This window comes from Xanthomonas arboricola pv. guizotiae, assembly GCF_002940205.1.
Classification (GTDB): Bacteria; Pseudomonadota; Gammaproteobacteria; order Xanthomonadales; family Xanthomonadaceae; genus Xanthomonas; species Xanthomonas arboricola_C.
In genome coordinates, this window is sequence record NZ_MDSK01000011.1 from 23,713 (window position 1) to 43,849 (window position 20,137).

Here is a 20,137-nt window from a genome sequence, read left to right on the forward strand (position 1 = left end):
CTGGCGAGGCGACGTGCACAGCAAGACAGCAGACTGCAACGCAGCGTCTGCTGCGTGGCGCATCCTTGCGAAAGAAGGGGGGAACTCGCCCTTTCGCGACAATCGGAAAGGGCGAGCGATGCTGCGGGGCGTGCTGCCTTGTCTCAGCGAGGCGGGACGAGGCGATCGACGTGCCGGCCGCTGCCGACCGGCATGCGGCGACTTACCACTTGTAGCTCACGTTGGCATACACCAGCGCACCGTTGAAACCGAACGGCGAGGCGCTGCTGTAGGGCAGGTAGGTGCGCGTGCCCAGGCCGGCTTCCTGGCGGTCGGGATACTCGTTGAGCACGTTGTCGCCGCCGATGGTGAAGTTCCAGTCGTTCAACTTGTAGGACGCGGCCAGGTCCAGCGTCCACTTGGCCGCATAGGTCTGGTCGCTGCCGGCGTTGGTGCCGAAGGTGCTGAACTCGCCCCAGCGCGTGGCGGTGCCGGTGAACGACCAGTTGCCCGGCGACCAGGTGCCGCCCAGGAAGAACTTGTCGCGCGGCGTGCCTTCGGTGATGCGACCGAGTTCGGCGCGGCCGATGCGCACTGCGCCCGGATCGATCGCTTCCAGCGCTGCCGGGTTGTCGGCGATCCGTTCCACCTCGGTCTTGTTGTAGTTGTAGCCTGAGGTCAGCTCCGCGCTGCCGCCGTCCAGGTTCCAGCGATAGGTGCCGACCGCATCCACGCCCTGGGTCTTGGTGTCCACCGCGTTGGTGAAGTAGCGCCCGCCACCGATGCCCGGGAAGCCATTGGCCTGCAGATAATTGCGCGCCGCATTGGAGGTGAGGTTTTCCGACAGCACGATGCGGTCGTCGATCTCGATGCGGTACGCATCGACCGTGATGTACAGGTTTTCGATCGGCTGCAGCACCACGCCAAGACCGTAGTTCTTGGATTCCTCGGCCTTCAACGGCTCGGCACCGAGTGCGATCGCGGCCGGGTTGTCGGTACGGAACGTGCCGATCTCGAACGGGACTGCAGTGACCGTGCCGTTGGGCTGGGCCACGTTGAGGAACTGCGTGGCGATCGACTGGAAGTTCTGCTGCTGCAACGACGGCGCACGGAAACCGGTGGAGGCGGTGGCGCGGACGGCCACCTTGTCGGTGAACGCATAGCGCAGCGACAGCTTGCCGGTGGCGGTGTCGCCGAAGTCGCTGTACTTTTCGTAGCGCCCGGCCAGGCCGGCCGAAAGCTTTTCGGTCAGATCCGCTTCCAGGTCGACGTACGCCGAATGGCTGTTGCGGTTGTAGTAACCGGCGTCGGAGAGCTTGAAGCCGGGGAACACCTGCGCGCCCGGGATCAGCGCGCCATTGGCCGAAGGAATGCCGCCATTGGCCGAGGAAGCCGCATCGCCGGGCGACTGGTTGAACTTCTCGCCACGCCATTCCGCGCCGAAGGCCAGCGTGACCGGATACGCCAGGCCCCAGTCGAGGGTCTTGGTGAAGTCGGCATTGAGCACGTTCTGGGTCACTTCCAGCGTGCCGGCATGGAAGTCGGTCGGGCTGGCCAGCCCCAGGCTGTTGTTCAGGCTGTTGCGCACATCGAAGGTGAGATTGTTCTGGCCGTAGTTGTAGCTCAGGTCGATGTTCAGGCCGCCTTCGGTGGAAGTCTTCAGACCACCCACCCAGGACACGTCCTTGCTGACGTTGTAGATCTGCGGCAGGAAGCCGTCCGGATAGATTTCCGGGCGGTTGCGGTTGTCGCCGGCAAAGCGGAAATAGCCGTTGGACAGCACTTCGCGGCGGCTGACCATGCCGAACGAGTAGAAGGTCAGGTAATCGGTGGGGCTGTATTCGCCGTTGAACGAGATCGCGCCCTGGTCGATGTCCGGATCGCCGTAGCGCTGCTCCACGCGGCCGCCGAACGGCAATGCGCGGTTGGTCTGGTCCGAATGCCCGGCCTGCGCGGCCAGATGCACCTTGCCGGTGCCGGCAAAGCTGAAACCGGCATCGCCGGACAGCTGGTACTGCTCACCGTCGCCGGCGCTGTACTTGCCGTAGCGGCCATTGACGCTGCCGCCCTCGCCGCTGCCCTTGAGCACGATGTTGATCACGCCGGCAATCGCATCCGAGCCGTATTGCGCAGACGCACCGTCGCGCAGCACTTCGATGCGCTCCACCGCGGCGATCGGAATGGTGTTGAGATCGGCCGGCGAGGAACCACGGCCCTGGGTGTCGTTGAGATTGATCAACGCGGTGCTGTGATAGCGCTTGCCGTTGACCAGCACCAGCACCTGATCGGGCGACAGGCCGCGCAGCTGTGCCGGGCGCACTGCGTCCGAGCCGTCGGAGATGGCCGGGCGGGGGAAATTCAACGAGGGGATCGCGCGTGACAGCGCGGTCGCCAGCTCGGTGGTGCCGGTCGATTCCAGTGCCTGTGGCGAGATGATGTCGATCGGCGATGCCGATTCGGCCACGGTGCGATCGGCCACGCGCGTGCCGGTCACGATCAAGGTATCGAGGGTTTTCTGGGTGGGAGCCTGTGACTGCGCAGATGCGTTTGAAGCGGAGAACGACAGTGCAAGAACAACGGCAACTGCGAGTGGACTGGTCTTGCAATTCATGCGGTGACAACTCCGAGTGGGGAACGGATGCATCGCAGGGGGGCCCCTCCCGGGCCGCGTCCGTTGCGACAGCTGCGGTGCGGCCCCAACCATTCACCACGTGTAACCACATGTCAAATTTTGGTTACGTTGCGCAAGCAACGGTCATGCGTGGCGTGCTACTGCCATCGTTGTCATCGTGCACCAAAGTGATGCGTGCCTTACACCAGACCTGCGATATCAGCCGCTTGCCTGCACCATCATGGACATCGATACCAGATATGAAGCTTCTGCATCAGAACGTGATCTGCACCGCATCGGCACTGCGTTGCGCAGGACCATGAAACACCGCTTCGATATTGTTGCCTTCCGGGTCGAGCACGAACGCAGCGTAGTAGCTGGGGTGATACGGGCGCACGCCCGGCGCGCCGTTGTCGCGACCGCCGTGGGCGAGGGCGGCCCGGTGGAATGCATGCACCATGGCCACGTCGTGCGCCTGGAAGGCCAGATGGTGGCGGCCGGTGAGTTGGCCTTGCGCCATCGTGTCGCGATCGGACACGAACAGCTCGTCGGCCCAGAAAAATCCCTCGCCTTCGCCGCCGATCGGAATGCCCAGCACATCGAGCACCGCCTGGTAGAAACGCCGGCTCGCCGCCAGGTCGTGGACGACCAGATGCAGGTGATCGATCAGGCGGCCACGTGAGAGCTGCGCTGCGTCCATGATGGGTGCTCCGGCAGGGTGGAAGCGGTGTTGATACCACCGCGGCCGCCGGCAGCTCTTCACGGCGCGTCGATGCCCGCGGCTGGATGGCTGCATGGCAGAACAAACAGCCAGCCGGAACGCACACGCCCCGGGCAGGCCGGGGCGTGTGGTCAGGCGTCAGGATGCGACCGTGCCGCGCGCGTCGGCAACCAACGCGTGGCAACGCCGCAGCAGGGTGGATCGCTGTATTGATTACCAGCGATAGTTGATGCGGCCGTACACGTAGGCACCGTTGAAGCCGAACGGCGACAGATTGCTGTACGGGAACTGCCCGCTGGTGGAATTGGCGAAGTTGTTCTCGTCCGGGTACTCGTCCAGCAGGTTGTCCGCACCCAGGGTCAGCGTCCAGCGATCCACCTTGTAGCTGGCCGAGGCATCCACCACCCACTTGGCGCCGAAGGTCTGGTCGTTGATCGCTGCGGCCGGACGGGTGCTGTACTTGCCGTAGCGCGTGGCACCCAATGCCAGCGTCCAGTGCTCCAGGTTCCAGCTGCCGTTGACCAGGAACTTGTCGCGTGGGAAGCCTTCCTCGATGCGCCCGCGTTCGGTGCGGTCGATACGCTCCAGGCTCAGCCCGTTGGCCGACAACGCGGCGGGATTGGCGGCGACGCTGCGTACTTCGGTTTCCGAATAGTTGTAGCCGGCGGTCAGGTCCACGCTGCTGGCGGCGAGCTGCCAGCGGTAGCTGCCGACCACGTCCACGCCGCGCGTGCGCGTGTCCACCGCATTGGTGAAGTAGCGCCCGCCGTTGATGCCGAAGATGCCCTGCGATTCCAGCAGGTTGCGCACATCGGTGCCGGTGAGGTTGGACGACAGCACGATGCGGTCGTCCACATCGATCTGGTACGCATCCACGGTGAGGTAGAGCGCATCGGTGGGCTGCAGGACCAGGCCCAGGCTGTAGGACAGCGAGGTCTCGGCATCCAGCGGCTCGGCGCCGAGCGCGCGCGCCACGTTGCTGTCGGCGGGGAAGGTGCGGATCTCGAACGGGTTCGGATTGCCGGCAAGGAAGGTGGTGCTGGTGGACTGGAAATACTGCTGCGCCAGCGATGGCGCGCGGAAGCCCGACGCCACCGTGCCGCGCAACGCGATCCTGTCGGTGAACGCATAGCGCCCGGACAACTTGCCCGATGCCTGGCTGCCGAAGTCGTCGAAGTCCTCGTAACGCCCGGCCAGGCCGGCGGAGAACTTGTCGGTGAAGTCGGCTTCCAGGTCCGCATACAGCGCGTAGCTGTCACGCGAATACCGCCCGGATACGCTGGGCGCGAATCCGCCAAAGCCCTGCGCGCCACCGGCCAGCGTGCCGGCCTGGAAATACGAGCCCACTTCGCCCGGCGACTGGTTCCACTTCTCGTTGCGGTATTCCGCGCCGAAGGCCACTGTCACCGGATACGCCAGGCCCCAGTCGAAACCGCGCTTGACGTCCAGGTTGACGATGTTCTGCGTGGTCTCCAGCGCGCCATCGTAGAACGAAGTTGGCGAGGTCGGGCCCAGGCTCACATTGAGCGTGTTGCGGGTGTGGAAATCGATCTTGTTGTAGCCGTAGTTGTAGCTGGCGTCCCAGTCCCAGCCACTGGCGGTGGAACCGCGCACGCCGGCCACCAGCGAGCGGTCCTTGGCGTAGGTCTGGATCTGCGGCAGAAAGCCCTGCGGATAGATCGACACAATATTCTGGGTGGTGCTGCCCGGCGCGCGGAAGAACGCGAACGAGGTGATGTCGCGGTTGCTGGCAGTAGCGAACGCGTAGCCGGTGATGCTGTCGCTGAAGGCGAATTCGGTATTGGCCGAGACCGCCTGCGCATTGACGTCCGGGTCGCCGATCTTGAACGCCTTCTGGCCCACGGCCGGCTGCGAGACGCTGGGCGCGCCGGCATAGCCGCGCGCGCGGTCGGTGGGGTCCTGCTGGTTGAGCTGGGCGGCCACATGCAGCCAGCCGCGCTCGTTGCCGTAGGCCACGCCGGTGTCGCCGGACAGCTCGTAGTTGCTGCCGTCGCCGGCCGAATACCGGCCGAAGCCGGCCTGCAGGCTGCCGCCCTTTTCCGCGCCCTTGAGCACGATGTTGACCACACCGGCGATGGCATCGGAGCCGTATTGCGCCGAGGCGCCGTCGCGCAGCACTTCCACCCGCGCGATCGCCGCGACCGGAATGGTGTTCAGGTCCACTGCCGCGGCGCCACGGCCGATGGTGCCGTTGAGGTTGAGCAGCGAGGAGGTGTGGCGGCGCTTGCCGTTGACCAGCACCAGCACCTGGTCCGGCGACAGGCCGCGCAGCTGCGCGGGACGGATCGCGCTGGTGCCGTCGCTCAGGGCCGGGCGCGGGAAGTTCAGCGACGGCAGCGCGCGGGCCAACGCGGTGGCCAGCTCCGGGGTGCCGGTGGCCTGCAGCGACTCGGCGCTGATGATGTCGATCGGCGACTGCGACTCGGCCACGGTACGGTCGGAGACGCGGGTGCCGGTGACGATGACGGTATCGAGCGTATTGGCGGGCGCGCTGGCCGGGGTGGCGGTCTGGGCGAAGGCGGGGGAGGCGAGCAGCGCCGCAACGACGGCGGTTGCGAGCGTGGACAACGGGTAATTCATGACAACTCCGAACGGGGGTCCAGGCAGGACCAGCAAGGCTGGGCGGGGTCTTGTCGCGGCGATGCGAAGGGAACGACGGCCAGTCCGAAGGCGCTAATTATTCGTTAACGCTAGAATGGCGTCGCAGGAGTGCTGCTCATCTGCTCATTCCTTTTCGTTCTATCGGACTGTCCATCAATGATTTCCCTGCGCAACTTCTCCATGCGACGCGGCGAGCGCCTGCTGTTGTCCAACGTCGACCTGACCATGCATGCCGGCTACCGCGTCGGTGTGGTGGGCCGTAACGGCACCGGCAAGTCGAGCCTGTTCGCCGCGGTCAAGGGCGAACTGGAAGCGGACAAGGGCGATGTCGACCTGCCCGGCAAGGTGCGCACCGCCAGCGTCTCGCAGGAAACCCCGTCGCTGCCCGATCCGGCGCTGTCGTTCGTGCTCGGTGGCGACATCGAGGTCTCCGCGATCCTGCAGGAAGAGGCCGCAGCCACCGCGCGCGAGGACTGGGAAGCGGTCGCCAACGCGCACCAGAAGATGGCCGAGCTGGGCGCCTACGATGCCGAGGCGCGTGCCGGCAAGTTGCTGCACGGCCTGGGCTTCCCGGCCGACACCCATCACCGCGCGGTGTCCTCGTTCTCCGGCGGCTGGCGGGTGCGCCTGAACCTGGCGCGCGCGCTGATGATGCCCAGCGACCTGCTGCTGCTGGACGAACCCACCAACCACCTGGACATGGATGCGGTGCTGTGGCTGGAGCAATGGCTGCTCAAGTACCCGGGCACCTTGCTGCTGATTTCGCATGACCGCGAGTTCCTCGACAACGTGGCCACGCATACGCTGCATCTGCACGGCGGCACCGCCAAGCTGTATGTCGGCGGCTATACCGATTTCGAGCGCCAGCGCATCGAGCACTTGCGTCAGCAGCAGATCGCCCACGACAAGGAACAGGCCGAGCGTGCGCATCTGCAGAGCTTCATCGACCGCTTCAAGGCGCAGGCCAGCAAGGCCACCCAGGCGCAGAGCCGCATGAAGCGCCTGGCCAAGATGGCCGGCACCGAGGCGGTACGCGCCGAGCGCGAATTCCGCATCCAGTTCGCGCAGCCCAATCGGCTGCCGTTTTCGTTGATCCGGCTCAATCATCTGCAAGCCGGTTATCCCGCGCCCGCGACCGTTCCCCCGCTGGCGGGGGAACGGTCGCGGGCGGATGGGGGCAGCACCGCAACCGTCATCCTGCACGACGTCGGTTTCGGCCTGGAGGCGGGTGACCGCATCGGCCTGCTCGGTCCCAACGGGGCGGGCAAGACCACGCTGGTGAAGACGCTGGTGGGCGAGTTGGCGCCGCTGTCGGGCGAGCGCAGCGCGCATCCGGATCTGCGCATCGGCTACTTCGCCCAGCACACGGTGGAATCGCTGCACGAAGGTCAATCGCCGATGGACCACTTCCGCGAGCTGTCGCCGGATGGCGCCAATCAGGCGTTCCGCGATTTCCTGGGTAAATGGAATTTTGCCGGCGACCGCGCCTTCGAAGTGGTGGATGGGTTCTCCGGCGGCGAGCGCGCGCGCCTGGCGCTGGCGCTGATCGCCTGGCAGCAGCCGAACGTGCTGCTGCTGGACGAACCGACCAACCATCTGGACCTGGAAATGCGCGAGGCCCTGGCCGAAGCGCTGAGCGACTTCGAAGGCGCGATCGTGATGGTCTCGCACGACCGCCATCTGATCGGCCTGGTCTGCGACAGTTTCTGGCGCGTGGCCGATGGCGTGGTCGAGCCGTTCGATGGCGATCTGGACGAATACGCCGCGTGGCTGCGCAGCCGCCCGGCCGCCCAGGGCACCAAGCAGAAGATGGCCGAAGTGGCGCCGACCCCGCCACCGCCAACCAAGCCGCTGCCGCCGAAGAAAGCCGTCAACCCGCACAAGCTGGCCAGCGCGGAAAAGCGCGTCGGCGAACTGGAAGCGGCGCTGGCTGCACTGGACCGCGAACTCGCAAACCCCGGCAACTATGCCGACAACGACAAGATGGCGGTGCTGGGCCGCGACCGCGAGGCGACGGCGCAGCAGTTGGCCGCCGCCGAGGCGGCGTGGATGGAGCTGCTGGACGGGGCGGACTGACAGCGCGCTTCCGGCTGCGCCGTGGCGGCGCACCCAGCCGGAAGAACGTCACTGCGCCGGTATCGCGCCGTGCTTGCCTCATCAAGGCGCGCGTGCGTGGCACCGCCCGATGTGGCAGGACCATCGCGGGCTACGCGGTACCGGCGTTGCCGATCCCTGCGACGGTCACGTCGTGTGATCAGCCTGCCCGCAGTCGTGCCAGTAACGACGTGCTGGCATACCCGTCCTGCGGCAACTGCTGGCTGCGCTGGAAGGCACGGATTCCCTGGCGAGTTCGCGGCCCCAGCGCACCGTCGACGCCGCCCACGTCGAATCCCTTGTCGGTCAGCCGCTGCTGCAGCTCGGTGATATCTGCCACGCTATTAAGCGGCGGATCGTCTTTGGGCCAGGGCTGCTCGACCCCGGCTCCGCCTGCATAGCCATCGGCCAGTAGACCGACCGCCAGCGCATAGGCGGTGGAATTGTTGTAGCGCAGAATGCTGCGGAAATTGTCGAACACCAGGAAAGCCGGGCCGCGATACCCGGTGGGCAAAAGCACCGATGCCTGTTCCTGGGCCAGTGCGGGCGCAATCGGCTTGCTGCCACACACCACACCCTGGCGCTGCCATTCGGCAACGGTTTTCTTGATCGTCATGTCGGCCTGCGCGTAGTCGAAGCCGCCTGACAGATGCACTTCCTGGCCCCAGGGAACAGCGCTGCTCCAGTTGCTCTGCTTGAGATAATTCGCGGCAGAGCCCAAGGCATCCGCACTGGAATCCACACATCCCGTTTGTGGTCCCCATCGTCGTCGACGGCGTAGTCGCGATAGGTGCTCGGAATGAATTGCGTCTGTCCCATGGCGCCGGCCCACGAGCCTATGAACTGCGATCGATCGACGCCTTTTTCCGTCTGCAGGATCTGCAACGCCGCAAGCAGTTGCGTATTGCCATAGCGGGTGCGCCGACCCTCATGCGCCAGCGTCGCCAGCGAACGGATCACGTAGCGGTCGCCAATCTGTTTGCCGTACGCGCTCTCGATGCTCCAGATGGCCGTCAGGATGCCCGGATCCACACCGTATTGCTGCTGCAACTTTTGAAAGAGGGCGCGCTGGCTGACCAGCAGTTGCTGTCCTTGCTGGATGGCGGACGGGGTGACACGGTCGTCGAGATAATCCCAGAGATAGCGGGTGAATTCGGGCTGCTGCTGATCCAGTGCCTGCACCGATGGATCGGGTGTGACGCCAGCGAATGCAGTGTCCAGCGTGGTTGTTTCAATGCCGGCAGCGAGCGCACGCTGGCGGAAGTCGACCAGCCATTGTTCGAAGCTGGGCGCGGGTGCGGCATCTTGTTGGGCAGCGGCGTTCGTTGCGGGAGGCGAGGTTGTTGCAGGGGCAGTGGCTTGCGCTGTCGCGTTGGCGGCAGCAACACCTGCGCCGATAAAGAGCGAGAAACGAAGAAGATGCGAAGGCGTGATCATGGGGCTGCCTGATGCGGGATGGGAGCCCAATATAGCCATCACTTTCCGGGAATAAAGCTATTGCAGCTATTCTTTTCATCACTTCTTTCATCTCTAAAACAGGCGGCCAGCAGCGAGTATGTCGGCGTGCCGCTTTCGGCACGGGTCCAGAGGGAACAGGTGCCGCTGGACCGCTCATGCGGAAATAGTTTGCGCTAGCCAGCGGTGAAAGCTGAGCGCGGCGGCGCCGGCCGGCCGCGAGCGCAGCCGGGTCAGCCAATAGCGTCCGGCATCGATCTGGATCGGGAACGGACACACCAGGCGCCCGGCAGCCAGATCCTGGCGAAACATTGGCAACGGCAACAACGCCACGCCGGCACCGGCCGCTGCGGCGCTTGCCAGGGTCAACGACGAATCGAACATCGCCCCGCGCGCGGCGACCTCGGTTACGCCCGCCGCGCGAAACCACTGCGGCCATTCGTCCAGGCGGTACGAGCGCAGTAACGGCAGCTGCGCCAGATCGGCCGGGGTGCGCAAGCCGCGCGCCATGCTGGGTGCGCACACCGGCGCAAACGGCGCCTCCATCAGCGCATGGACGATCTGGCCCTGCCAGTCGCCGTCGCCAAAGCGGATCGCCAGATCCAGGCCTTCGCCGGCCAGATCGACCCTGTTGTTGTGGGTGGACAGGCGTAATTCGATATCCGGATGCGCGGCTTGAAACGCCGGTAGTCGCGGCAGCAGCCAGCCGGTGGCGAAGGTACCGACCACGCCGACGCTGAGCACCTCGCGATAGCGCCCATCGGCAAAGCGCTCCAGGGTGGCGGCGATGCGGTCGAAGGCCTCGCCGAGCACCGGCGCCAGTGCCGCGCCTTCGTCGGTAAGCGCCACGCCGCGCGGCAGGCGGTGGAACAGGCTGGTTCTCAGTTGCTGCTCCAGCGCCTTGATCTGGTGGCTGAGCGCGGCCTGGCTGACGCACAGCTCGCTCGCGGCGCGGGTCAGGTTCTGGTGGTGCGCGGCGGCCTCGAAGGCGCGCAGGGCATTGAGGGGGAGACGAGGCCGGGGCATGCACAGAGATTAGTTCAATTCATGTCAGGGATCGAAACATCGCAATAGTCCGGTGGCCGGCATGCGCCGACACTGCGGGCTCTCTCCGGGAGGCTGCTTTATGTTGAACCGTCGACAATTCTTGTACGCAACCGGCGCGGGCGTGCTGCTTGCGGCCTCCAGACCTGCATGGGCACTCACCCCGGCGATGACGGTGGACGATGTGCTGCGGGCACAGTGGGCCGAGATCGAACGCGGCAGCGGCGGCCGCCTGGGCATCAGCCTGCTCGACAGCGCCACCGGCAAGCGCCTCGGCCGGCGCGAGGACGAACGCTTTCCGATGTGCAGCACCTTCAAATTTGTATTGGCTGCTGCGGTGCTGCAGCGGGTGGACAAGGGCGAGCTGACGTTGGCGCACCGGATCACGATCCGCGCTTCCGACATGCTCGAGCATGCCCCGGTCACCGAGCGCCATGTCGGCGGGTCGCTGAGCGTGGCCGAGCTCTGCCGGGCCACGATGATCTACAGCGACAATCCGGCTGCCAACCTGCTGTTTCCGCTGGTCGGCAACCCGGCCGGCGTGACCGCGTTCCTGCGCGGCATCGGCGATGCGCACACGCGCAGCGACCGCCACGAGCCGGAGATGAACCGGTTCGCCCTGGACGACCCGCGCGACACCACCACGCCGGCGGCAATGGCCGCCACCTTGCGCACCCTGCTGCTCGGCAACGCGCTGCAGCCGGCCTCGCGCAAGCAGCTGACCGACTGGATGATCGACAACCGCACCGGCGCGACCTGCCTGCGCGCCGGCCTGCCGCGCGGCTGGAAGATCGGCGACAAGACCGGCAGCAACGGCAGCGACACCCGCAACGACATCGCCATCGTCTGGCCGCCGGCAGGCAAGGCGCCATTGCTGCTCACCGCATACTTGAATGGCGCCAGCGTCGACAGCGATGCGCGCGATGCGGCGTTGAAGGCAGTGGCTGCCGCGGTGCGCGACAGCATCGTGGGTTGACTGCAACGTCCCGCTGTCTTGCGCGTTATCGCTCGTGTGAGACCGCCAGGCGCTTCCTGTTTCCCCCAGGGTTTCGAGGTCAGACAGTCCTGGCTGCAAGGCTCAGCCGCGTGCGCCGCCCGGCAAGGGCAGGTCTTGCTGCAGCCGCGCCGGCCCGCCCATGGCTGGATCGCTGACGCTGTCAGCGCCGGTTTCGATACGTCCGGCCAGACGCTGGGCTGCGCCGTCGTGGTGTACCCACAGGTCGTACCAGCCGCCAGTTGCCGCCGCCTTCCAGCGACGCTGCTCGGTGGTGCCGGGTGCAACGCTCAGGCGTTCGTGCGGCTGCGCGGTGGAATACGCGGCCGGTTGCAACTCCACCTGCACGGCCGTACTGCCGGCATTGCGCAGCGATAACGACACGGCCGCGGGATCGTTCGCATCCTGGGTGATCTCGGCCACCAGCACCGGTGCGCTCAGATCGCCACGGTAGTGGCGATGGAATCCGTTGGGGCCGAGCAACCACAGATCGTAACGGCCATCGTCGGTGGTCCAGGTGGCGTCCATTGCTGCGCCGCTGCCTACGGTGTAACGGCGCGGAATCGCCGCAAGATCGAAGCGGTCGTAGACATGCAATACCACCGCAGCGCCGGCGTTGGACATGCGCAGCCTCACCTGGCCACGCTCGGGCAACGGGGCCAGTTCCACGCCTGGGCGATACGGCAGCGCGCGCGAGCGGCGTGTACCGAACGGCTGCTGCGGCGGTTGCAACGCGGTGGGCAAGGGCGGCAGTGCGTGTTCGCGCAGGGCTGCCGCGCGCGCTGCGGTCGTGCTGACATCGGGCAGCGCCGCGGCGAACGGGCGCGCATCGGCCGTGCGGAAATCGAACGCATTGACCAGGTCGCCACAGACTGCGCGCCGCCACGGCGTGATCTCCGGTGCGGGCACGCCGAAGCGGCGTTCCAGCAGCCGCAATACCGATGTGTGGTCGTACACCTGCGAATCCACCCAGCCGCCGCGGCTCCACGGCGAGATCACGTACAGCGGCACACGTGGACCCAGGCCATAGGGGCGGCCGCGCAGCTCGGGCAGATCCACCTTCTGTTCGCCCGGTGCCGGGTGGCGGTGGTAATCGCCGTCGGTGGCGATGCTGGATGCGCCGGCAAAGCCGCCGGCCGCGCGTGGGTCCGGCGACGGCGGCGCCGGCGGCGGCATGTGATCGAAAAAGCCGTCGTTCTCGTCGAACATCAACAGCAGTGCGGTGCGGCTCCAGACCTGCGGGTCGGCGGTGAGCGCATCCAGCACGCGTGCGGTGTAGGCCGCGCCTTGCGCAGGACTGGAGGGATCAGGATGTTCGCTGCCGGCCGCATCGGCAATGATGAAACTCACCGATGGCAGTTGCCCGCCCAGCACATCGGCGCGCAGCTGCTCGACACCGCGCGTGCTGACGCCACGCGCGCGCAGTTGCGCATCGTGCCCGGGCGCAGCAGTGAAGGCCTGCCGGAACGGCGCAAAGCCCGCCAGCGGGTTGTCGGTGAAGTTGTCGCGCATGTCCTGATAGATCTGCCAGGACACGCCGGCGTTCTGTAGCTGCTCGACGTAGGTCGTCCAGCGGTAAGGTTCGGGGAAACCGCCCAGCTCCGCAAAGTTGTCGTGCGAGTTGCCGATCACCGGGCCACCGGCACGTGCCTGCGGGTCGTTGCCGCCGCTCCACAGGAACACGCGATTGGAATTGGTGCCGGTCTGGATCGAGGCGTGGTACGCATCGCAGAGGGTGAAGGCGTCGGCGAGCGCGTACTGGAACGGAATATCCGCACGCCGGTAATAGCCCAGCGCATGGTTGTGCTTGGCCGCAGCCCAATGCCCGAGCCGCCCGTGATCCCAGGCGCGCTGCGCATCCACCCAGCTATGCGGCGTGCCTTGCACGCGCATGAAGCCGAATTGCGCGGCCGTATCCAGCGCAAACGGCGTCAGCCATTGGCGGCCGTCTTCGCTGGGCTGCAGCCACACCGTGCGCGCGGGTGCACCCGGCAGTGGCGGTGCGGGAATCGGAAAACGATCGCCGAACCCGCGCACGCCGGGCAGGCTGCCGAAGTAATGATCGAAGGCGCGGTTTTCCTGCATCAGGATCACCACGTGCTGCAGATCCTCCAGCGTGCCGGTGCGGCGGTCCGGCGCGATGGCGGCGGCCCGCGCGATGCTGGGAGGCAGCAGCGCCGCGGCGGCACCGGCAAGCCCGGTCTGCAGAACGCGGCGGCGGGGAAGGTCGATCATCGTGTCACCTGGTTGGCGCTCCCATCCTGTCTGCGTTGGAGCGGGTCGAGCGTACCCAATGCGTCAGCGCGTGTGTTCTGTCGTGTGCTTGCAACGTGCACCTGCGTGGCAGGCGATGCAGGGAGCGGATCGGGTGGCGTGTCTTCAGCCCGATCCGCCCGCGCACGTCGCAATGGCCATCCCGCAGCTCGGCAATGCGCCGCCGACGTCAGAGATCCAGCGTCAAGGTCAGCCCGACCGTGCGCGGCGCGGCGATAAAGGCGCTGTCGCTGCCGTCCACGCCTTCCAGGTAGCGTTTGTCGGTGAGGTTGCTGACGTTGAGCGCCAGCTGCAGGCCTTTGAGCTGCGACGACAGCTGCGACAGTTCCACCCCCAGGTTGGCATCGAAGGTGGTCACGCCATCGAGTGCGGCGCGGTTGGAGGCATCCAGGTAGCGCTTGCCCAGATAGCGCCCGGACACACCGAAGCGCCACGCCTGGCCGCGCCAGTCCGCCGACATCACCAGGGTGTTGCGCGGTTGGCCGATCACCTGCGCGCCGGGGGTGATCTCCAGCGCGGTGTCGCGTGCGACATCGCCGCTGCCCAGGTAATCGGCCTTGTTGTAGGTATAGGCACCGTTGATGCGCCAGCCGTTGTCCCAGCCATAGCCCAGTGCCGCTTCCACGCCGCGCGCATGCACGCCGCCGAAGTTCTCGTAAACGCCGTCGGTTTCGCCCAGATAGTCGATGCCGGTGACGAAGTTGGCCGGCACATAGACGATGCGGTTGTCGAAGCGGATGTCGTACAGGGTCACGCTGCCGGTCAGCGGCCAGCGGCTGAGGCGCAGGCCGAGTTCGACGTTGTCGGCGGTCTCCGGTTGCACGCGGCTCAGTGCGACCGGGTCGGTTTCGCCGAGCACGCCGGAGGGAATCGCAGCGAAGTTCTGCGAGTAACCGGCAAAGGCTTCCAGGCCCTGCAGCGGGGTGGTCCAGGTCAGGCCGGCCGACAGCAGCGGGTCCGAATGCGAATCCGATTGCACATGCTGCGCATCGTCGATGCGGCGGTCGCGGGTCTGGTCGACGAAGAACTGCTTGACACCCACGCGCCAGGCAAAGGCGCCGTAGCGCATCACGTCCTCGACGTAATACATCTGTTCGTCGGTCTGATAGTTGTCCTTGAACTGCACCCAGTACGGCTGATGATCGAAGCCGATGTTGGTGCCGACGTTGAGCAGGCGATGCCAGTCGCGGGTGACACTGCGGTCGTAGCGCTCCAGCCAGGCGCCGGCGCGCACGGTGTTGTCGATGGCGCCGAGATCGGCGCGCCATTCCACATCGGCCATCGCGCCGGCGCGGTGGTTGTCGTAGTGGCTGTGCCGATACGACTGCACCGGCACCGAGCCGGCTGGATAGCAGGCCGGGTTGGACTCGGCCGGCACCGCATCGCTGCCGGCGCACCCGGCCAGCATGGTCGCAGCCGCGCCACCAGGGGTGAGGTAATACAGCTTGCCCAGGTCGCTGCCGCCATACACGGTGTTGCCGCCACGTGCCTCGGATTCGGGTGCGCCAGCGCCATCGTTGGTGACATCCACCAGATACGGCGGAATCCAGTCGCCGCGGCCCTGCATGCGATGCGCATAGCCGGTCAGCGTGGTCTTGAAACCATTGCCGCCATCGAAGGCGCCACGCAGGTAGCCAAAGGTGTTCTTGCGCAGCGCGCGCGAGCCGGAGCGGTAGTTCTGGTCCAGGTACGCAATGCCGGTGAGCGCGCCGGTCAACAGATCGTGCTCGGGGTCGCGCGCGAACTGCTCGGGCGTCACGCTGGTGTATTCGGATTCGTCGGCATCGTCGTAGGACGCATAGCCGCTGAGCGTCCACTTGTCCAACACGCTGACGAACTTGCCGGCCAGATGATCGCGACGGGTGTGGCCGCTGCCGTCGATCCAGTCGTCGTTGCGTGCCGACGAGCCGCTGACCCAGGCGCGTGTGTTGCCGCCGAGCAGGCCGGTGTCGTAGCGCGCGTAATACTTGCGCGCCTGGTTGTCGCCGATGCCGCCGATCACGCGCACGCGCTGCGTTTCCAGCGGGTCGCCGGTGAGATAGTTCAAGGTGCCGCCCAGCGCTTCGTTGGAGCGCGAGGCGATGTCGGCGGTGCCCTGGCTGACTTCCACGGTTTCCAGATCCGGCATGTCGATGAAACGGTTGGCCTTGGAGCCGCCGCCATACGCCGAGCCGCCGTTGGGCACGCCATCGATGGTGGTGCCGATCTGCTGGGTATCGCGATTGCTGACAAAGCCGCGCATGCTGATCTGGGTGCCCCAATCCGACGAGCCGAAGGCATCGGCCTCGGTGACCACCACGCCGGGCAGTTCGTTGAGCGCATCGTTGACGCTGCCGAGCACGAACTGGCGGTCCAGCATTTCCTTGCTGACGTTGGTCTTGGAATACGTCATCGCCTGGCCGACCACCTGCACCTGGTCCAGCGTGGACACCTGTTCGCCAGCGCTGCCCGGTTCGGCCGCAGCCGGGCCAGACGCTGCGCCATCCGGGACTTGTTGTGCGTAAGCGGGCAGGGTGAGCGGAACCAGCAACAAGGCGAGCGTGGCCGGACGGCGCACGCGCGAGGAGGACGTCGAATCCATTGCAATCCAACAGACGGGGAGGGTCTGCAAAGACTGCCGCGCCTGCATTGCGTGATGATGACCGCGCTAAAGGTGTGGCCGGGATCACTGGACGGATTTAGAAAGTCCTAACGTCGGGACGATGGCGATTCAGCGCTGTTTCGATGTTTCTGGGCCGCGCTATTGCAAGACACCCGGAGTTTCGTGTCGCAGCGTTGTCTCCACTTCAAGACAAGCGATTTCGAGTCGTCGCGTTGTTGTAGATGCACTCAAGTGCTTATGCCAGAAGCCTGCTGAGTCGAGTGCGCGGTGCCCTCACCACTTGCGGGACACGCCGTGAATCCGTCCATGGAGGCCCCTTGGCGGCATCCATGCCGCCAAGGGGCCCGCAACCGGTGAGGACACCGTGCCAGGAAGTTGGTTGGTAGTCGCGTGAAAAGTCGGTCGTCGCACGTGTGTCGGGCTTCGAGCGGCACACCAGTATCGAGCAGCGCGCATCACGCACTGCTCTTAACCATGCACACCGACCATCTCGACTGGTCCTTGCCCGCCCACCGTCGCGTAAGCGCCTACATCGACGTACTTGCGGCGTGTCCCGCGATGGTGGGCGGGCAAGGGCCTTGCAGCCAAGCGGCAGATCGACCGCTCCATAGCTGATCCATCCAAAAAGTCCTCCACCATCTGCTCTGCCTTGCGGCGCCCCCGCGATGGTGGGCGAGCAAGGGCCTTGCAGCCAAGCAGCAGATCGACCGCTCCATAGCTGATCCATTCAAAAAGTCGTCAACCAGCTGCTTCGCCTCGCGGCGCCCCTCGCAATGGTGGGCGGGTAAAGGGGCCTCTGCAGCAACGCCGCAGATCGCCTGATCAGCAGCGCAGCGACTGACGACAGCGAAACAGGTGTATCAGCCGCTCTTGGCGTGCGGCGCTGTTTCGGTCTGTTGGGTTTCCGGCATCAACTCCAGCGCCGACGGCGTGGTGCGCAACATCGGGCGGAACGAGATCGGGTGGGTGCGGCGGCGCGTGAAGCGCAGCAGGCGTGCCAGCGTAAATCCGGCCAGTGCCAGCAGCATCACCGCGAAATACACCGGAAGCGCCGCAGGGCCGAATTTTTGCATCGCGCCACCGGCCAGGGCCGGGCCGATCGCCGCGCCCACGCCATGCACCAGCAGCAGGCTGCTGCAGCCGGAGAGCAGATCTTCGCGCGGCAGGTAATCGAGCATGTGTGCCACCGCAAACGGATACAGCGAGAACGCCAGCCCGCCGTACACGAAGAACAGCACGAACAACAGTTGGGTCTGTGCCTGCACCATCGGCAGCGCGGCAGCGATCGCGATGCCGGCCGCCAGCAGGCTGATCGTGACCAGGCCGATGCGCCGGTCATGGCCATCGCTGATGCGCCCGATCGGCCACTGCAACACTGCGCCGCCGATGATGGCGGTGAGCATGAACATCGCCACGCCATCGGCATCCAGCCCGATGCGGTTGGCGTACACCGGCAACAAGCCCCAGAACGCCCCCATCGCCAGGCCCGACAGTCCCGCGCCGATGGTCGCCACCGGCGCCAACGCGTACAGCGTTTTCAGGCGCAGGCGCGAGACGTGCGGGACTTCGGGCGGAATCAGGCGCGTGGTCATCACCGGCATCACTGCCGCGCAGATCAGGATCGCCGTCAGCGTAAACATCGCCGGTGCGCCCGCATCGCCTGCGGTGAGCAGGATCTGGCCCAGCGCCAGTGCCGACAGATTGATCGCCATGTACACCGAGAACACCCGACTGCGCCGACGCGCGTCCGGCTCGGCGTTGAGCCAGCTTTCGATCACCGTGTACAGGCCGACCAGTGCCGCGCCGGTGACCAGGCGCAGCAGGCCCCAGCCCCAGGCGTTCAACCAGATCGGATGCAGCAACACGGCAATCGCCGCCAGTGCCGCGTAAAAGGCGAATGCGCGGATATGCCCGATGCGCCGAATCAGCGGCGGTGCGAAAAAGGTGCCGAGAAAGAAGCCGGCGAAATACCCGGACATGATCAGGCCCAGCGCACGCGCATCGAAACCGGCCTGGCCACCGCGCACGGCAAGCAAGGTGCCGAGCAGCCCGCTGCCGGTCAGCAGCAGGGCAACGCCCAGCAATAAGGCAGTCAGCCGCAACATGGATGCGGTCCTCGTGGGGGGAGAGGCGCGTCGATCACGTTGGCGAGTGTAGCAGCCGGGTGGTGCAGCTTGATCGAAGCGACCTGGCTCTGTAGCTCTCGATACCCGCTGATGTGGTGTCAGGTTGATGCAAGGCGTGAGTCTCTGGCGTGCGGGATGACTGCCTCATCTACCCGCGCAGTTCGGGCAGTCACGCAGACCTGATGACCACTCGATGCGCAGATTGCGTTCTTCCGCATGCGCGTGAACACTCTTAACCGTCTTGCTATCTGCCGATGCGGGCTGCGGTGGTCAGCGAGCGCACCTGGCGCGCAAGCGCGACCCAACCACCATCGATCGATGTCTCTTGTACGCAACACGCTCGCGCGTGTTCAACGTCGCAGACGGACCACTGCACCTGCCCGCCCGCATCCGTCTAGAATCTGCGCCCCGCATCGTCTTCAGCTGATCCTGCCATGCCCATCTACGGTTTCCAGTGCACCACCTGCGGTCACGCCTTCGACCGCCTGCAGAAGATGGCCGACCCCGATCCGCAGACCTGTCCGGCCTGCGCGGCGGCCACGATCAAGCGTCAGGTCACCGCGCCGTCGTTCCGTCTGTCCGGCAGCGGCTGGTACGAGACAGACTTCAAGTCGGCGGGCGAGAAGAAGAAAAATCTCACCGAGAGCAGCGGCGCCGGTGGCGATGCCAAGCCGGCGGCCGCCGCCGAGAGCAGGCCTGCTGCCAAGCCCGCGTCCGACCCCGCCTGAGCCGGACCAGCGCGCCGCAGCCGCTGCCAGGGCGGAAGTCACAATCCTGGACCCAGCCGCGCGCGGCGCGCCCATCCGTGGCCTCAACGCGCCTCGAAGCGCGCCCGGCAACCAGCGTTGACCCACACCGTCGCGCGGCGGTCGTCGTAGCCCCAGCTGCGGCCTCCTTCGCAGCGCGTGTCGGACAGCTGGCGGGTCAGCACCGGGCGGCCATAGCGTCCGTCCCAGCCGCAGGTGCGCAGGCGGCGGTCGTCGCTGGCGCAGGTGATGGCGTAATCGTTGCGCGGGCGGTCGTCGCGGCCACCGTAGCCGCCGTCACCCCGGTCCCAGCCGCCGCGCGCCTGCGCAAACTCGCCCCGGCAGCCGTCGTCCACCCAGATCCGGCCCCCGTCCTGGCGCCAGTTGCGGCCTTCCACGCAGGGCGTGTTGGACAGCTGGCGCACCAGCATCGCGCGGCGCCAGCCGGTGTCGCAGATCTTCTGGCGCTGGTCGTTGCTCTCGCAGCGCACCGTGCCGGCCACCCCGCCGCCGGGGCCACCGTTGCCGCCCCAGCCGCCGCCGTTGCGGCCATCGACAAAGCGCGCGCGGCAGCCGTTATCGACCCAGACCCGGCCACGCTCGCTGCCCCAGTTGCGGCCTTCGATGCAGCGCGTGCCGGAGATGTTCTCGACCAGCACCGCGCGGCCGCGGAACGGCGTATCGCACTCCCGGCGACGGTTGTCCTTGCTGGAGCAGGTGATGCTGGGGCCGTTCCAGCCGCGGTCCTGCGCGGCGGCCGACGCGCTGGTCAGCAGGCCGGTCAGGGTGATCAGGCCGAAGCCGGAGAGCAGCAGGGCGGTGCGCAGCATCGTGGCGTCCTTGGTGCGGAAGGGTCTGGCGCCTATTCA

11 protein-coding genes and 1 pseudogene are annotated in these 20,137 nt (G+C 66.4%); 3 read left to right on the forward strand and 9 right to left on the reverse strand.

Going from position 1 to position 20,137, the window contains the following annotated elements:
* Positions 1-202: 202 nt before the first annotated feature.
* From XarbCFBP7408_RS08655 to XarbCFBP7408_RS08665, 3 genes are all read right to left on the reverse strand, one after another.
* Positions 203-2,590, reverse strand: coding sequence for a TonB-dependent receptor plug domain-containing protein (locus XarbCFBP7408_RS08655; RefSeq protein ID WP_104562616.1), 2,388 nt, complete (start codon positions 2,588-2,590; stop codon positions 203-205).
* 274 nt (positions 2,591-2,864) lie between these two features.
* A complete protein-coding gene (locus XarbCFBP7408_RS08660) occupies positions 2,865-3,290 on the reverse strand; it encodes a VOC family protein (protein WP_181106252.1) in 426 nt (141 codons plus the stop codon).
* 234 nt (positions 3,291-3,524) lie between these two features.
* Complete coding sequence (locus XarbCFBP7408_RS08665; protein WP_104562617.1) at positions 3,525-5,912, reverse strand: TonB-dependent receptor plug domain-containing protein; 2,388 nt, start codon at positions 5,910-5,912, stop codon at positions 3,525-3,527.
* Between the two features lie 177 nt (positions 5,913-6,089).
* Here XarbCFBP7408_RS08665 and XarbCFBP7408_RS08670 point away from each other — a divergent pair, with 177 nt between their 5' ends.
* Positions 6,090-8,009: an ABC-F family ATP-binding cassette domain-containing protein gene (locus XarbCFBP7408_RS08670; protein ID WP_104562618.1), complete on the forward strand. Its 1,920-nt coding sequence runs from the start codon at positions 6,090-6,092 to the stop codon at positions 8,007-8,009.
* A gap of 178 nt (positions 8,010-8,187) precedes the next feature.
* Here XarbCFBP7408_RS08670 and XarbCFBP7408_RS08675 read toward each other — a convergent pair.
* Together XarbCFBP7408_RS08675 and ampR are read right to left on the reverse strand one after the other, a co-directional pair.
* Positions 8,188-9,464, reverse strand: a pseudogene (locus XarbCFBP7408_RS08675) (lytic murein transglycosylase).
* 174 nt (positions 9,465-9,638) lie between these two features.
* Positions 9,639-10,508 (reverse strand): LysR family transcriptional regulator AmpR, encoded by an 870-nt coding sequence (gene ampR, locus XarbCFBP7408_RS08680; RefSeq protein WP_104562619.1) that lies wholly within the window; start codon positions 10,506-10,508, stop codon positions 9,639-9,641.
* A 100-nt stretch (positions 10,509-10,608) separates the two neighbouring features.
* Here ampR and bla point away from each other — a divergent pair, with 100 nt between their 5' ends.
* On the forward strand, positions 10,609-11,502 hold the full coding sequence (gene bla / locus XarbCFBP7408_RS08685; protein WP_104562620.1) for a class A beta-lactamase: 894 nt from the start codon (positions 10,609-10,611) through the stop codon (positions 11,500-11,502).
* Positions 11,503-11,604: 102 nt separating this feature from the next.
* On the opposite strand, the gene XarbCFBP7408_RS08690 is transcribed toward bla, so the two are convergent.
* From XarbCFBP7408_RS08690 to XarbCFBP7408_RS08705, 3 genes are all read right to left on the reverse strand, one after another.
* Entirely contained in the window at positions 11,605-13,755 is a 2,151-nt protein-coding gene (locus XarbCFBP7408_RS08690) for a phosphocholine-specific phospholipase C (protein ID WP_104562621.1), read from the reverse strand.
* A 208-nt stretch (positions 13,756-13,963) separates the two neighbouring features.
* Positions 13,964-16,375 (reverse strand): TonB-dependent receptor domain-containing protein, encoded by a 2,412-nt coding sequence (locus XarbCFBP7408_RS08695; protein WP_104562622.1) that lies wholly within the window; start codon positions 16,373-16,375, stop codon positions 13,964-13,966.
* 881 nt (positions 16,376-17,256) lie between these two features.
* Positions 17,257-18,501, reverse strand: coding sequence for an MFS transporter (locus XarbCFBP7408_RS08705; protein ID WP_104562623.1), 1,245 nt, complete (start codon positions 18,499-18,501; stop codon positions 17,257-17,259).
* Positions 18,502-18,956: 455 nt separating this feature from the next.
* Between XarbCFBP7408_RS08705 and XarbCFBP7408_RS08710 the strand changes: the two genes are divergently transcribed.
* A complete protein-coding gene (locus tag XarbCFBP7408_RS08710; protein WP_104562624.1) occupies positions 18,957-19,250 on the forward strand; it encodes an FmdB family zinc ribbon protein in 294 nt (97 codons plus the stop codon).
* Positions 19,251-19,333: 83 nt separating this feature from the next.
* Here the strand turns inward: XarbCFBP7408_RS08710 and XarbCFBP7408_RS08715 are convergent, their stop codons facing one another.
* Positions 19,334-20,098: a DUF3011 domain-containing protein gene (locus XarbCFBP7408_RS08715; protein WP_104562625.1), complete on the reverse strand. Its 765-nt coding sequence runs from the start codon at positions 20,096-20,098 to the stop codon at positions 19,334-19,336.
* Between the last annotated feature and the right edge of the window lie 39 nt (positions 20,099-20,137).

Bases quoted from the DNA above. Each gene is read 5' to 3' on its own strand.
- ampR (WP_104562619.1), bottom strand. From the start codon at position 10,508: ATGCCCCGGCCTCGTCTCCCCCTCAATGCCCTGCGCGCCTTCGAGGCC.
- XarbCFBP7408_RS08655 (WP_104562616.1), bottom strand. From the start codon at position 2,590: ATGAATTGCAAGACCAGTCCACTCGCAGTTGCCGTTGTTCTTGCACTG.
- XarbCFBP7408_RS08690 (WP_104562621.1), bottom strand. From the start codon at position 13,755: ATGATCGACCTTCCCCGCCGCCGCGTTCTGCAGACCGGGCTTGCCGGT.
- XarbCFBP7408_RS08665 (WP_104562617.1), bottom strand. From the start codon at position 5,912: ATGAATTACCCGTTGTCCACGCTCGCAACCGCCGTCGTTGCGGCGCTG.
- bla (WP_104562620.1), top strand. From the start codon at position 10,609: ATGTTGAACCGTCGACAATTCTTGTACGCAACCGGCGCGGGCGTGCTG.
- XarbCFBP7408_RS08710 (WP_104562624.1), top strand. From the start codon at position 18,957: ATGCCCATCTACGGTTTCCAGTGCACCACCTGCGGTCACGCCTTCGAC.
- XarbCFBP7408_RS08670 (WP_104562618.1), top strand. From the start codon at position 6,090: ATGATTTCCCTGCGCAACTTCTCCATGCGACGCGGCGAGCGCCTGCTG.
- XarbCFBP7408_RS08660 (WP_181106252.1), bottom strand. From the start codon at position 3,290: ATGGACGCAGCGCAGCTCTCACGTGGCCGCCTGATCGATCACCTGCAT.
- XarbCFBP7408_RS08705 (WP_104562623.1), bottom strand. From the start codon at position 18,501: ATGTTGCGGCTGACTGCCTTATTGCTGGGCGTTGCCCTGCTGCTGACC.
- XarbCFBP7408_RS08695 (WP_104562622.1), bottom strand. From the start codon at position 16,375: ATGGATTCGACGTCCTCCTCGCGCGTGCGCCGTCCGGCCACGCTCGCC.
- XarbCFBP7408_RS08715 (WP_104562625.1), bottom strand. From the start codon at position 20,098: ATGCTGCGCACCGCCCTGCTGCTCTCCGGCTTCGGCCTGATCACCCTG.